Raw genomic sequence first — 14011 nt, forward strand, 5'->3', positions numbered from 1 at the left:
ATTAGCAATGGAATACAGTTATTCGTTCTTAATATTGCTTCTCCCGCTGCTGAGCTTTTTGTTGCTTGGATTGTGTGGAATGAAGATGAAAAAGCCAGTGGCTGGTGTCATTGGTACTATGGTGTTGCTCTTTTTATGGGGGCTTAGCATTTATACTGCCTATAAATATTTCTTTTATACGGGGCATGTACATACACCGTTTGAAGATGTAGATGTAGTCAATGGTCGGTTGGCCGATGGCACTTTCCCCACGTTGACGGTGTTCAACTTCACGTGGTTGGATTTTGGCAAATCTATTTTTGGCACTGACCTGCTGTTCAAGATAGGTTTCAGATTGTCACCCATTAGCGTGATGATGCTTGTCGTGATAACCACTGTCAGCTCTATGGTTCACATATACAGCTTTGGTTACATGGCCGAGCGTGATGAAAACTACGTGAAAGAGGGTTACGAGAAGGGATTTCAACGCTTTTACGCGTTTCTTTCTTTGTTCACGATGTCTATGCTTGGATTGGTCGTAGCTACCAATATTTTCCAAATGTATATGTTTTGGGAGCTTGTTGGCGTGTGCTCTTATCTGCTCATCGGATTTTATTATCCCAAGCACGAGGCTGTACACGCATCCAAAAAAGCGTTTATCGTGACTCGTTTTGCTGACTTGTTCTTCCTCATAGGTATACTCTTTTACAGTTTCTACGTGGGTACATTCAATTATGATTTGAATGTCGAGGCGAGTGTGGTAAACAATCTTCCCGGTGCCGCATGGGTGCTGCCGATGGCTCTGTTCTTGATGTTTATTGGTGGTGCGGGCAAGTCTGCCATGTTCCCACTTCATATTTGGTTGCCCGACGCCATGGAGGGTCCGACGCCAGTGAGTGCGCTTATCCATGCCGCAACGATGGTGGTGGCTGGTGTTTTCCAAGTGGCCTCATTGTTTCCGATATGGATTCAGTATGCGCCAGAGACGTTGCACTATGTGTCTTATATAGCCGCTTTCACGGCTTTCTATGCTGCTGCGGTGGCATGCACGCAAGCTGACATCAAGCGTGGCTTGGCTTTCTCTACCATTTCGCAAATCGCCTACATGCTTGTCGCGCTTGGCGTTTGTACGTCAATAGACGGCGAAGGCGGCGTGGGCTATATGGCCAGCATGTTCCATCTCTTTACGCATGCCATGTTCAAGGCATTGCTGTTCCTCTGCTCGGGTGCCATTATAGTCATTATTGGTTCCAACTTTAAGCAGTATATGGGTGGCCTTCACAAGTACATGCCAATCACAAACGTGTGCTTCCTCATAGGATGTTTAGCCATCAGTGGTATTCCGCCGTTTGCTGGTTTCTTCTCCAAGGACGAGATAGTGGCGTCTTGTTTCCATTTCTCACCATTCATGGGATGGTTCATGACCTTGGTATCGGCCATGACGGCATTTTATATGTTCCGTCTTTATTATGTCATATTCTGGGGTAAATCTTATTATGAGCAAGACCCGGAGAATCGTCGTCGCCCTCAAGAGGTACCTTTCATTATGTGGGGACCGTTGGTTTTCTTGTCCATCATTTCCATTTTTGCTGGTATGATACCATTCGGACACTTTGTGTCTGGAGACGGCCATAGCGAGGACATCGCATTGCAAACATGGCAGTTTTGGACATGGCCTAACGTGGCATGGGTCAGCATAGCTGTGGCTATCGTAGGCATTGGCTTGGCTACATGGATGTACAAAAGTGGCGAAAACCCTGTGCCCGACATGCTTAAGCGTCGCATGCCTCGTTTGCATGAGGCCGCGCTCAAACGCTTCTACATTGATGACGCATGGCAATTCTTCACTCATAAGATTGTTTTTGCCTGCTTCTCCATTCCTATTGCGTGGTTTGATCGCCATGTCATAGATGGCATGTTCAACTTCTCCGCATGGGCTACGCAGGAGGCTGGCGAAACTATCCGTCCTTGGCAAAGTGGCGATGTGCGTCAGTATGCCGTGTGGTTTCTCACTGGCAGTGTGGCGTTGACCCTGATACTGCTTTGCATTTACGCTTATTGAAATATAAAATTAGAATAATTAAGTAAAATGACCTTTTTATCATTATTCGTCGTTATACCTATCGTGATGCTGTTCTGCCTGTGGATTGCTCGCAATGACAGTCAAGTGCGTGGCATTATGGTGGTTGGCTCTGTGGCATTGTTGGCATTGGCCATCTATCTTGTCTTTGCGTTTGTGGGCGCTCGTGAGACAATGACCGCTGAGCAGTTCCCATTCCTTTTTGGAGATGCCATACCATGGTTTGAACCTCTTAATATTTATTATAGAACTGGTGTGGACGGCATTGCTGTGGTGATGATACTGCTTTCCGCGATTATTGTCATTACAGGAACCTTTGCCTCGTGGCAGCATCATCCTATGCAGAAAGAGTTTTTCCTTTGGTTTACGTTGCTCTCCGCGGGGGTGTTTGGTTTCTTTATCAGTGAAGATCTCTTCACGATGTTCATGTTTTATGAGGTGGCCCTTATCCCAATGTATCTGCTTATTGGCGTTTGGGGAACAGGCCCCAAGGAGTATTCAGCCATGAAGCTTACCTTGATGCTCATGGGTGGCTCCGCGCTCCTCATCATTGGCATCATTGGAATTTACTTTTTCAATGGACAATACAGCGGTCATTACACTATGGACGTAATGGCTATAGCAAATAGCCATGCCATCCCAGTGTTCATACAAAAGGTATTTTTCCCATTCATATTCATTGGTTTCGGTGTTTTGGGTGCGCTGTTCCCATTCCACACATGGTCTCCTGACGGTCACGCCTCGGCGCCCACAGCGGTGTCCATGCTTCATGCCGGAGTATTGATGAAACTTGGTGGTTACGGTTGTTTTCGCATCGCCATGTTCCTTTTGCCTGACGCCGCACGTGAGTTGTGCTGGATTTTCCTTATACTTACTACAATCTCTGTGGTTTATGGAGCACTCTCAGCCTGTGTTCAGACTGATTTGAAATATATTAACGCTTATTCGTCCGTGTCTCACTGCGGCATGGTACTTTTCGCACTTTGTATGATGACACAGACCGCAATCAATGGTGCTGTGCTCCAAATGCTTTCGCACGGACTTATGACAGCACTTTTCTTTGCCGTTATAGGTATGATATATCACCGTTGTGGTACACGCGACGTGCGCCGATTGGGCGGTTTGATGAAGATAATGCCATTCTTGGCCGTGGCCTATGTGGTTGCCGGTTTGGCCAACTTGGGTCTGCCTTTGTTCTCTGGTTTCGTAGCAGAGATGAACATTTTTGTCGGTTCTTTCCAAGTGAATGACACGTTCCACCGCGCTTGTACCATTATCGCCTGTACCTCTATTGTCATCACCGCGGTTTATATTTTGCGTGTGGTGGGCAAGATTTTATACCAGAAGGTACCAGACCAAGACTATTACAAGCTCACCGACGCCAGTTGGGATGAGCGTATCGCCGTGGGAGCGCTCATTTTCTGTGTGGCCGGGCTTGGTACGTTTCCACTCTGGGCACAACAAATTATTAACGATGCCGTGGCTCCGATGATACATCATATCACAGGAACGGGGGTCATAGCGGGGATGTAATATATTGGCATTCGCATACGGATAAACCATTCCAATAAAACGATCATTATGAAAATCGATTATAGTCAATTCTTAAACATGATACCCGAGGTCTCCTTGATGGCTATCTTGATTATTGTGTTTCTTGCGGATCTGTTCACGGCGGTAAAACCGGGTGAGCAGAAAAAACGCCAAGGGTTCAACCCTTTGGTTATCGTTCTTTTCCTTGCCCATATCTTGACCAACATCATGCCCACGGTCGAGACATCCACTTTTGGTGGCATGTATGTCACTAATCCAAGTATAAGTATCATCAAATCCATTCTCGCTTTTGGAACGCTCATCGTGATTATCCAGGCGCATGAGTGGCTAAACCGTCCTGACACTCATTTCAAGGAGGGTGAATTTTACGCTTTGGTGGTTTCCACCTTGTTGGGAATGAACATGATGGTGAGTGCCAATCACTTCTTGTTGTTCTTTCTTGGCCTTGAGTTGGCATCTGTGCCTATGGCTTGTCTTGTGGCATTCGACAAATATCGCCATCACTCTGCCGAGGCAGGTGCCAAGTTTATTCTCACCGCTGTATTCTCGTCAGGCGTGATGCTCTATGGAATCAGCTTCCTCTATGGAGCGGCTGGTACACTATATTTTGACGATATGGTGGCTCATCTCTCTGCCACCCCGATTGTCATCATTGGCATGGTATTCTTCTTTAGTGGCCTCGGTTTCAAGATTTCGTTGGTTCCTTTCCACTTCTGGACGGCCGACAGTTATCAGGGTGCTCCCACTGTCGTAACGGGATACCTAAGCGTTGTGTCCAAAGGCGCGGCTGCTTTTGCGTTGTGTGCCATTTTGATGAAGGTGTTTGCGCCGATGGTGGCTTATTGGCAATACATGCTTATGGTTGTGGTTGTACTTTCCATCACCATTGCCAACCTCTTTGCCATTCACCAGAAAGATCTTAAGCGATTTATGGCTTTCAGTTCCATTTCCCAGGCTGGTTATATCATGCTGGCAGTGGTGGGTAACTCGGCTATGGGAGTCACGGCGTTGAGCTATTACGTGCTCATCTATGTGGTGGCCAACCTTGCGGTATTCGGTATTATTTCCACGGTAGAAGAGCATAATGATGGCGTCGTCAACATGGATTCGTATAACGGTTTTTATCAAACCAATCCACGTCTTTCGTTCATCATGACATTGGCTCTTTTCTCTTTGGGTGGCATCCCTCCATTTGCTGGTATGTTCTCCAAGTTTTTCGCATTCATGGCTGCCGTGCAAGGTGCTCAACTGGATAACACCCTTGGCGCAACCATCTATGTAGTAGTATTCATAGCTTTAATTAACACGGTGATAAGCTTGTATTACTACCTGCTCATAGTCAAGGCCATGTATATCAAGCACAATGACAATCCATTGCCTACATTTCGTAGTCATGTCAATACTCGTTTGGCGTTGGCCATCTGCGTGCTTGGCATCGTAGCCTTTGGCGTTTGTAGCTATGTATATAATTGGATTTACGCTGCAGCGGTGTAAAAGGATATGGAGTGAGTATATAGATTGGCGTGAATAGCATTCATTTTAGTAGTGCTATTCAATAGCTATATTTCAACACATTCTGCCATGTTTATGTCAAGCAAACAAGGCAGAATGTGTTGTTTTGTTGATGTATATTGAATGTTAACTTTTCCCATCCTTTTTGGTTGTAGAAAAGTTGTTATTCAGCAATAGTGGTATTTATTGCTTATGGAAAAGGTAAAATTGAGAATGCAAACAAATCTTTACAGGCAATATTTTCTGAAACTAAGTGTTTTTTCTTTGCTAATGAGCAAATTAACATGTAATTTCATCATTGCATGAATGTACGATGTTTTGATGGAGCGTGATAAATATCGACCTTATGGTTTGCTTCTTGGTCATACTTAGCTGTATGATATGGGCGTTTTGCATAGGGTGTTGCATGTAGGATATTAATCTCTGTTGATATGTTGACAGTATTTCTCAATGGGTGTCACAATTATAATGTAAAGTATTTGACAGGCTGATCCTATGTTATGCAGCGTTCATGACTTCATATCCATGTTGCTATAATCATCGCTTTGTAAAAGCTCTGTGACAGTAGTGGTAGGATGGGCGGACATATACCTGTCCACGGCATCTACATAATCAGTGCTAAACATCCGCTTTTGCATAGCCTTGTTTACCACCCACATTACTTTTCCCATGTGCAAATCTTTCTCAAGTTGAGTGCGTGAATCATAGTTTTGCATGGGATATAGGCTTAGCAGGTAGAACGTTGCGCAGTCGGGTACGATGTAGTTTCGGCCCATAGTGCGCAGTTGTTCATTGGAATAGTTGTATCGCTGATAGATGGGGTATTTGGCCCCCATGTATTTATCCAGCGATATGCCTATAGTTTTTTCGCCCACGACAATACTTTGATCCAAAGCTCCAATCTGTGCGTATACGCGTGGAATGGGCATGTTAGGCAGCCATTCTTTAAGTTGTGAGAATGTTTGCTCAAGCTGTTTGTTTATGTCGTCCATGTTGGCATATTCCGAACTGGCATCGCTGATGATGGTTTGCAGCGTGGAATCTTGATAAAAACGTAAGAATTTCTCATTGATGGCGTGGTCGCTCACCTCGCCAATCTGCAGCATTTTTTCTACCAACGTTCGAGTCTCAATGGGATATTCGGTGTTCATTTGTTGAAGTGCGGAGAAGTCTCCGGTAGTGAGATAACGACTTTGCAACCTGTCATATCGCTCTACTTTGATATGCCTGGCATCGTCTTTATCTATGCTTTGTTTCAGCTTCAACTCACAAGCGGAAAAAAAAAGCGATATGACTACAATTATATAATATATCCTATGTCCCAATCTTTAATTGCCTATTTTGTATGCAAAAATAATAAATAAGTCACTATCATGCAAATAAAAAGCTAAAAAAGTTAATATAATCACAAAAAATATTTATTTCTTTTTATTGAAAAGGGTTTTTGTATTCCAAAAAGTCAATGAGGTTTTAAGATCTTTTGATTATCATTTCGGGTATTTCACATATGATGAAGTCATGTAACAGATTGTTGAACAATTGTTCAAGGCTTCACATTCGAGTGGTTTCTGTATTGTTTTGAGCTGTCATGCCTTTGCATTTGAAAATGAGTTTGTGCCCCTGCGCATATACATATGTCGACAACAAACGGTGGATTTCGATGGAAAATTTTACACAAGATTATAGCTTCGCAACGCTCTTTTTTACACGTTAAGGCAACAAAAGATGTATGGCCATGGGGACGTTGTGCTCTGTGTGGACCATAGGTTGAGGCTTGGGTGCCATGTGTGGATGGAATGGCCACCTGACTACGATGTTGGTCGACGTGGTATATCGCACGCAGCGCACTATGGCACATGGCCCCGTGAAAGCTATTGTAGAGGTGAAAGAGATGCTAACCTAAAAGGGAAAATTACATGATATTGCTACGGCCTGTTGGCAGGAGGATATGCTATCACGTGGCATATACCAGCCTGAACGAAAAATTCGGCTATTATTTGACTCGTGCAGGGGGGCAAATTTTTAAATATTGGAAATGTAAGAAGACTTATCTCGTGGTGATTATTCATGGCGTGCAATCAGTCAGTCTGATGAGCAACATCTTCCAAGATATGAAGTTGGCATTCGTTTAAAAACATTAAAACTTCGTATGGTGGGTCGTGTCTTCGGCAATGGCATAAGTCAACACGAAGTCATTGTTAAGTTCATAGTGCACTTTGATAGTTTTGGGTTGCTTCAAGTTTTCTACATAGACCGAGCCATTGGATTGGACGTCAAAAGGTTTAAGCCGCATATCAAAATACTGAAGGTCCTCGCCTACGCAAACTTTAAATACTGTTTCTTTGGCGCACCAGTTGACAAGGCGCGCTTGTAGGGTAGGCATGTTTTCATCTGTGCGTATGAAACGAGAGGTCACCCTGTTCACCCTATCCGAGAAATATTCAATATCCACGCCCACAATGCTATGGCGAGACAAAACAATGGCAGCCCAGCCCTTGGTGTGGCTAATGCTGATCTCGGCATTTTGCAGAACAGGACGCCCCGTATGGTCGTGCTTGATGAGTTCAAGAGGGCTTCCCGTGGCATGGTGAAGTAGGGCGTATATGGTGAGGATTTCTTTACGTCTTGTATTGGAGTGTATGCTCGTGATGTCAAGGTTTGGTGGCATGGGCAAATCCGTCACTAACTCTGTCATTTTCCAAATGCACAGTCTGACGTCGTTTTTCAGTTTTTCATCTCTATACAGTGGCATCTCGGTGTCTTATGACAATGTGACTTTGACTCGACTGATACGACGTCCCTCTACATTCATCACCTCAAATTTGTATCTTTTGTACTCTATCGTCTCGTGGACACTCAGGAAGTCTCCTTTCAATTCTAACAGCAAACCGGCCAAGGTGTCGGCATCGCCCTCCACATCGGCAAATTCGTCCTCTTCTATTTGCACTATCCTGCAAAAGTCTGTCAGAAGTGTTTTTCCCTCAAACAAATAGGTGTTATAGCTCAGTTTGGAGTATGAATTGTCGTCCTCGTCATACTCATCGTTTATTTCGCCCACGATTTCTTCGAGTATGTCCTCGAGCGTAACCAATCCACTCGTACCACCAAACTCGTCGACAACGATGGCTATGTGTACCTTGTTGTCTTGAAATTCGTGCAACAAGTCGTCTATTTTCTTGGTCTCTGGCACAAAATAGGGAGGCCGCATCAGACTTTGCCAGCGAAACGTAGGAGCCTTGGAGAGATGTGGCAACAAGTCTTTAATGTATAGCACGCCGCGTATATTGTCATCATTATCTTGGTATACGGGTATGCGACTGTAGTTGTTATCAATAATACATTTGAGTACGTCGCCGTAACTGCTGCGTATGTCTATGGCCACGATGTCTTGTCTGCTGGTCATAATTTCTTTAGCCGTCTCATCGCCAAAACGAATAATTCCGCGCAGCATGCTCTGCTCGTCCTTAATGTCTTCCTTGTCGGTTAGATCCAACGCTTGCTGCAAATCGTCCACGCTTAGTTGCCTGTTCTCTTTGGGGACCGCTTTTTCGGCGAGCGCGCCACTTTTGATGAGTATGGTGCCCAATGTCCAAAATATTTTCCTAAGCGCCATAATGCCTTTCACAGTGGTGCGGCAAAAGGCCAACGGCGATTGTCGGGAGTAGACCTTGGGCATGATTTCGCCAAAAAGGAGAAGCAGGAATGTGAGCAGTACCGTGATGCAAATAAATTCCAACCACGCCTCTCTGAACTCTATGAGTGTGGCAAAAATGTAATTGCACAACATGATAATCGTGACGTTTACAAAGTTGTTGGTGATGAGAATAGTGGCCAACGTGCGCTCAGAATCATCACGCAGCATCTGTATGTTAGCGTCTTTTTCGTTTTTGTCAGGGTTCAAATCTTCCAAATCTTGTGGCGAAAGGCTGAAGAAAGCAATTTCAGAGCCACTGGCAAAACCTGACAATACAAGTAGCGCGACGGCCAATACGGCCGCTACAACTACCCCTGTGGTTATAGGATGAAAAACTGCTAAGTCGCTGAATTGGTATAAAAAAGACGTGTCCAAGAGTTTCTAAAAGTTAGAAAGGGAGTTTGTCGTACTGCTCCTCAGTGTCGTTAGCAACGGTGTCGGAATCCTTCGTCTCGATCGAGTTATCCCTGTTGGTACGAGGCTTGGGCGTGAGCATCTCCATGTTTTCTACAACAATTTCGGTGACATAGTGTCGTTTTCCCTGCTTGTCATCGTACGTATTGTAGCGCAATCGGCCTTCCACATAGAGCTTGTCGCCTTTGTGCACGTATTGTTCCACTATCTTGGCCAATTGTTTATAGAATAAAAGATTGTGCCAATCGGTTCTATCTGGTACTTGAGTGCCATTTTTTAGCGTGTATCCGCGTTCAGAAGTAGCTAATGCCACCTTAGCGACGGCTTGGTCGGCATCGTAATAATGCACGTCTGGCTCTTTGCCCACATTGCCAATCAGCATCACTTTATTCATGAGTGTATATCTTTAATGGTGAAACGTTTGTCATTGCATGCTCGCCGAGTTATCGTTGTACGGTTATTTCCACATGCCTAAATATTTGAAATGGAAGTTTTTTCCTTTGGCTGATGGAAACTGACTTCGGTTGTCTACACGGTCATGCAGGTGCTCCACAATACGGTTGTAGCAGTCTTGGCCTGACGTGGCTTTACATCGCACCACGAATTTTGTATCGCGATATTCATGTTTGCCAGTAGATGGAATCATTACCACGCGCTTAAAATCAAGTGCCCCTTCATACCAGCCCTCACGTGTTTGGGTCAACAGAAACAATGAGTTGTCCGACTGTCCGCGTCGGTCTTGGCCTATATTTGGTGTTTGCGAGCGCAACCCTTTTTTCTGTTTAAAATCAAGCATGGTATCGGCCACGGTCTTAATGATGATGAAATATACGTGTGCCCGAACCTTGTAGCGTTTTGGAAAAAAAACGTCGCTGGCTGCGTAGTCTCTAATGTCTGCCTCCATCTCGGGCGTAACATTAATGTCTTGAATGCTTCTTAAAAAATCTATGGCTTCATCTACATGAGATACAAGCGTCTCATTATCAAAATATCTTAAGTATAAATTCATGAATGATGATGTTTCTCGTATAAAAAAGAGCGGCAAACGAGACTCGAACTCGCGACCCCGACCTTGGCAAGGTCGTGCTCTACCAACTGAGCTATTGCCGCACATGAAACAATGATACAAGTGAAGAGGAGGAGACTCGAACTCCCACGACCCAATTGTCACTACCCCCTCAAAGTAGCGCGTCTACCAATTCCGCCACCTCTCCAACATGTATGCGTCTTAAATAAAACTGTGCCCAGAACAGGACTCGAACCTGCACGTCGTAAAACACACGCACCTGAAACGTGCGCGTCTACCAATTCCGCCACCTGGGCAAATAGAAACCCACAGGCTTCTCCTTGGCTTTATTTAAAACAAAGAGCGGCAAACGAGACTCGAACTCGCGACCCCGACCTTGGCAAGGTCGTGCTCTACCAACTGAGCTATTGCCGCATAACACTCTGTAACGAGGCATTTCGCTAAATGCGGTTGCAAAGATACAACTTTTTTCCGACCTTACAAATATTTTGTCTCATTTTTTCTCTTATTTTTTCTATCATGTCTATTGACTTTGATTTTTTTGCCATCAATGTGTTTTATTGTGCTCGCATGACATGGTATGATGACTAAGATACATTATATAATAAGGTGGGCATTTTAAGTTATGCTTTGTGTGGTTCGCAAAAAATATAGGTGACAATTCGCCCATATATGCGATTTGTCACCTATGTCATGTCGGCTCATATTGCCGAGAGCTTTATTCCTCCACTGCTGCCTGCGCCGCCGCGAGTCTGGCTATCGGCACCCTGAATGGGGAGCAGCTCACGTAGTTGAGACCTACACGGTGGCAGAATTTCACAGACGAAGGCTCGCCGCCATGCTCTCCGCATATACCGCATTTGAGATTTTTGCGTACGGAGCGTCCTTTGTCTACCGCCATCTTCACCAATTGTCCCACGCCATTTTGGTCGAGCACTTGGAATGGGTCCACGTCCAAAATCTTCTTTTCCAGATACGAGGGCAAGAAGCTGGCAATGTCGTCACGACTATAGCCGAAGGTCATCTGCGTAAGGTCGTTGGTGCCAAAGCTGAAGTACTCGGCTTTCTCCGCTATCTTGTTGGCCGTGAGAGCGGCGCGCGGCACCTCTATCATCGTTCCCACCTTGAAAGGTATCTCCACATCCTCCTCGGCAAAGAGTTTCTTGGCGGTCTCTCGTATCACGCGCTCTTGCGCGTCAAGTTCGTTGACGATACCCACCAATGGTACCATGATCTCCGGATGTGGGTCGTGTCCCTCTTTTTTCAGCTGCACGGCAGCGCCGAGGATGGCGCGTGTCTGCATGGCCGTAATCTCGGGGAAAGTGTTGCCCAGGCGGCAGCCGCGCAGTCCGAGCATGGGGTTTTGCTCGCTCAGAGACTGCACGCGGCTCTGTATCTTCTTCACGCTCACGTTCATCTCCTTGGCCATAGCCTCTTGGCCTTCCAAATCGTGGGGTATGAACTCGTGCAAGGGTGGGTCGAGCAATCGGATGTTCACCGGCTGTCCGTCCATACACTTCAATATTCCGTAGAAATCTTGTTTTTGATAGGGCAGCAGTTTTTCGAGGGCTCGTTTACGGCCTTCGGTCGTATCGGCCAAAATCATCTCGCGCATGGCCTTTATTTTCACGTTCTCGAAAAACATGTGCTCGGTGCGGCAAAGCCCGATGCCCACGGCTCCAAACGTTCTTGCCACCTCTGCGTCGTGTGGCGTGTCAGCGTTGGTGCGTACTTCCAGTTTGGTGTATTTGTTGCAGAGGTTCATCAGCTCGGCGAAATCGCCGGTTATTTCGGCCGGCTGCGTGTCCACCTTTCCAAAGTACACCTCGCCTGTTGAACCATTGAGCGAGATGTAGTCGCCCTCTCTGAGCACTGTGCCGTCTATCTCCACCGTGCGCGCCTTGTAGTCCACATTGATGGCGCCGGCGCCGCTTACGCAGCATTTTCCCATGCCTCGGGCCACCACGGCGGCGTGAGATGTCATACCGCCGCGCGCTGTCAAGATGCCCTCCGCGGCCGTCATGCCAGCCAGATCCTCGGGCGAAGTCTCTATTCTTACCATCACCACGCTGTGCCCATCGGCATGCCAAGCCTCGGCGTCATCAGCAAAAAACACTATCTGCCCGCAAGCTGCGCCCGGCGAGGCGGGCAAGCCGCGAGTTAGCACACGAGCTTGAGCCTGGGCCTCCTTGTTAAACACGGGGTGCAATAGTTCGTCTAATTTGCCAGCCTCGCAACGTTTCAGAGCAGTCTTCTCATCTATCTCGCCATCACGCAATAGGTCCATGGCTATTTTGATCATGGCTGTACCAGTGCGCTTACCATTACGAGTTTGCAAAAACCACAGCTTGCCTTCCTGAACAGTAAATTCCATGTCTTGCATGTCGTGGTAGTGCTTCTCCAGCTTGTGCTGTATATCGTTCAGTTGTGCGTATATCTCGGGCATGGCCTCTTCCATCGAGGGAAATTTCTGGGCACGTACGCTCTCGTCAATATTTTGCTGCATGGCCCATCTCTGCGAGCCTTCTTTGGTGATCTGTTGTGGTGTGCGAATGCCGGCCACCACGTCTTCGCCCTGTGCGTTCACAAGATACTCACCATTAAAACGGTTCTCGCCCGTGGCGGCATCACGACTGAAACACACACCCGTGGCCGATGTGTTGCCCATGTTTCCAAACACCATAGCCATCACCGTCACGGCCGTTCCCCACTCTTGTGGTATGCCTTCCATCTTGCGATAGAGTATGGCACGGTCGTTCATCCAGCTGTCAAACACCGCGCAGATGGCGCCCCATAGTTGCTCCATTGGGTCGGTGGGGAAGTCTTTGCCCGTTTGGTCCTTGATGGCTTTCTTAAAGCGTGCCACCAATGTTTTCAGCTCGTCAACGTTCATCTCGTTGTCAAGTCTGATGCCACGTTCGGCTTTCACTTCTTGGATAATGGCCTCAAATGGGTCTATGTCTTCTTTGTTCACTGGTTTCATGTTCAATACCACGTCGCCGTACATTTGCACAAAGCGGCGGTAACTGTCGTAGGCGAAGCGTTCGTTGCCTGTCTTTTTGGCCAATCCTTCCACCACTTCGTCGTTTAAGCCGAGGTTCAAGATGGTGTCCATCATGCCCGGCATCGATGCCCTTGCGCCCGAGCGCACGCTCAGCAACAGGGGGTTGTTGGCATCGCCAAACTTGAGTCCCATGAGCTCCTCGGTGTGTCTCACGCCATTTATCACGCCATCTTTGAGCAGGGCGACCACTTTCTCTTGCCCCTTTTCGAAATATTCATTGCATACCTCTGTCGTAATGGTGAAACCCGGAGGCACCGGAACGCCAATCAGGTTCATCTCAGCCAAGTTGGCGCCCTTGCCACCCAACAGGTTTCTCATGTCAGCTTTGCCCTCGGCTTTTCCGTTGCCGAAGCTATAAACTCTTTTATTGTTCATAAGTTTTTGATTGATAATAATTTGCTGTTGTTATCTTAAATTCTATTGCAAAGATACCAATTTTAAACGATTTACAGCAATATTTTGATCAAAAATGTAATCCGAATGTTACAATTGTGATGTTTCTTATGTCTTTCCCTATATCATGGTGACGCTCATAGGATAGGTGTCTTCCTCGCCTGCTTGTATCATGGCGGTGTGGCCAGCCATGTCTCTATTTGTCTAAGAGAGTTTGGGTTAACCCCACTTTTTGATTTTAGAAAATGCTTCTCGATGCCTGTTTGTCATAAACTACGTGCTCGCAATGTTTTA

General features: G+C 46.3%; 10 protein-coding genes and 4 tRNA genes. 4 read left to right on the top strand and 10 right to left on the bottom strand.

Annotation, left to right across the window (positions count from 1 at the left end; genetic code table 11):
• The first annotated feature begins 7 nt into the window (after nt 1-7).
• The 3 genes from nuoL to C7379_RS04940 are packed head-to-tail and all read left to right on the top strand — an operon-like array spanning nt 8 to nt 5107.
• The gene (nuoL, locus tag C7379_RS04930; RefSeq protein WP_116616262.1) at nt 8-2041 is read left to right on the top strand and encodes an NADH-quinone oxidoreductase subunit L; all 2034 of its coding nucleotides are present in this window, start codon (nt 8-10) and stop codon (nt 2039-2041) included.
• A 27-nt stretch (nt 2042-2068) separates the two neighbouring features.
• Complete coding sequence (locus C7379_RS04935; protein WP_116616263.1) at nt 2069-3592, top strand: complex I subunit 4 family protein; 1524 nt, start codon at nt 2069-2071, stop codon at nt 3590-3592.
• Nucleotides 3593-3640: 48 nt separating this feature from the next.
• On the top strand, nt 3641-5107 hold the full coding sequence (locus C7379_RS04940) for an NADH-quinone oxidoreductase subunit N (protein WP_116616264.1): 1467 nt from the start codon (nt 3641-3643) through the stop codon (nt 5105-5107).
• A 527-nt stretch (nt 5108-5634) separates the two neighbouring features.
• Here the strand turns inward: C7379_RS04940 and C7379_RS04945 are convergent.
• Entirely contained in the window at nt 5635-6450 is an 816-nt protein-coding gene (locus C7379_RS04945; RefSeq protein WP_116616265.1) for a gliding motility protein GldB-related protein, read from the bottom strand.
• A gap of 458 nt (nt 6451-6908) precedes the next feature.
• Here C7379_RS04945 and C7379_RS12920 point away from each other — a divergent pair, with 458 nt between their 5' ends.
• Nucleotides 6909-7028, top strand: a complete 120-nt coding sequence (locus C7379_RS12920; protein ID WP_243406715.1) for a DUF4861 domain-containing protein — start codon at nt 6909-6911, stop codon at nt 7026-7028.
• A 234-nt stretch (nt 7029-7262) separates the two neighbouring features.
• On the opposite strand, the gene C7379_RS04950 is transcribed toward C7379_RS12920, so the two are convergent.
• The 9 genes from C7379_RS04950 to ppdK all read right to left on the bottom strand — a co-directional run bounded on the left by C7379_RS04950 (nt 7263) and on the right by ppdK (nt 13699).
• Complete coding sequence (locus C7379_RS04950; RefSeq protein WP_116616266.1) at nt 7263-7877, bottom strand: 4'-phosphopantetheinyl transferase superfamily protein; 615 nt, start codon at nt 7875-7877, stop codon at nt 7263-7265.
• A 9-nt stretch (nt 7878-7886) separates the two neighbouring features.
• Nucleotides 7887-9194, bottom strand: coding sequence for a gliding motility-associated protein GldE (gldE, locus tag C7379_RS04955; protein ID WP_116616267.1), 1308 nt, complete (start codon nt 9192-9194; stop codon nt 7887-7889).
• A 13-nt stretch (nt 9195-9207) separates the two neighbouring features.
• Entirely contained in the window at nt 9208-9627 is a 420-nt protein-coding gene (locus C7379_RS04960; RefSeq protein ID WP_116616268.1) for a single-stranded DNA-binding protein, read from the bottom strand.
• A gap of 63 nt (nt 9628-9690) precedes the next feature.
• On the bottom strand, nt 9691-10242 hold the full coding sequence (locus C7379_RS04965) for a hypothetical protein (protein WP_116616269.1): 552 nt from the start codon (nt 10240-10242) through the stop codon (nt 9691-9693).
• Between the two features lie 28 nt (nt 10243-10270).
• Nucleotides 10271-10343, bottom strand: a tRNA-Gly gene (locus tag C7379_RS04970).
• 20 nt (nt 10344-10363) lie between these two features.
• A tRNA-Leu gene (locus C7379_RS04975) sits at nt 10364-10447 on the bottom strand.
• A gap of 27 nt (nt 10448-10474) precedes the next feature.
• Nucleotides 10475-10556 (bottom strand) — tRNA-Leu (locus tag C7379_RS04980).
• A 45-nt stretch (nt 10557-10601) separates the two neighbouring features.
• Nucleotides 10602-10674, bottom strand: a tRNA-Gly gene (locus C7379_RS04985).
• Between the two features lie 304 nt (nt 10675-10978).
• The gene (gene ppdK / locus C7379_RS04990) at nt 10979-13699 is read right to left on the bottom strand and encodes a pyruvate, phosphate dikinase (RefSeq protein WP_116616270.1); all 2721 of its coding nucleotides are present in this window, start codon (nt 13697-13699) and stop codon (nt 10979-10981) included.
• Nucleotides 13700-14011 lie beyond the last annotated feature (312 nt).

It is taken from the genome of Hallella colorans (assembly GCF_003096815.1).
Taxonomy (GTDB): domain Bacteria; phylum Bacteroidota; class Bacteroidia; order Bacteroidales; family Bacteroidaceae; genus Prevotella; species Prevotella colorans.

Excerpts from the sequence above, each read along its gene's own strand:
- C7379_RS04950 (WP_116616266.1), bottom strand. The coding sequence starts at position 7,877 with ATGCCACTGTATAGAGATGAAAAACTGAAAAACGACGTCAGACTGTGC.
- ppdK (WP_116616270.1), bottom strand. The coding sequence starts at position 13,699 with ATGAACAATAAAAGAGTTTATAGCTTCGGCAACGGAAAAGCCGAGGGC.
- C7379_RS04960 (WP_116616268.1), bottom strand. The coding sequence starts at position 9,627 with ATGAATAAAGTGATGCTGATTGGCAATGTGGGCAAAGAGCCAGACGTG.
- C7379_RS12920 (WP_243406715.1), top strand. The coding sequence starts at position 6,909 with ATGTGTGGATGGAATGGCCACCTGACTACGATGTTGGTCGACGTGGTA.
- nuoL (WP_116616262.1), top strand. The coding sequence starts at position 8 with ATGGAATACAGTTATTCGTTCTTAATATTGCTTCTCCCGCTGCTGAGC.
- C7379_RS04965 (WP_116616269.1), bottom strand. The coding sequence starts at position 10,242 with ATGAATTTATACTTAAGATATTTTGATAATGAGACGCTTGTATCTCAT.
- C7379_RS04935 (WP_116616263.1), top strand. The coding sequence starts at position 2,069 with ATGACCTTTTTATCATTATTCGTCGTTATACCTATCGTGATGCTGTTC.
- C7379_RS04940 (WP_116616264.1), top strand. The coding sequence starts at position 3,641 with ATGAAAATCGATTATAGTCAATTCTTAAACATGATACCCGAGGTCTCC.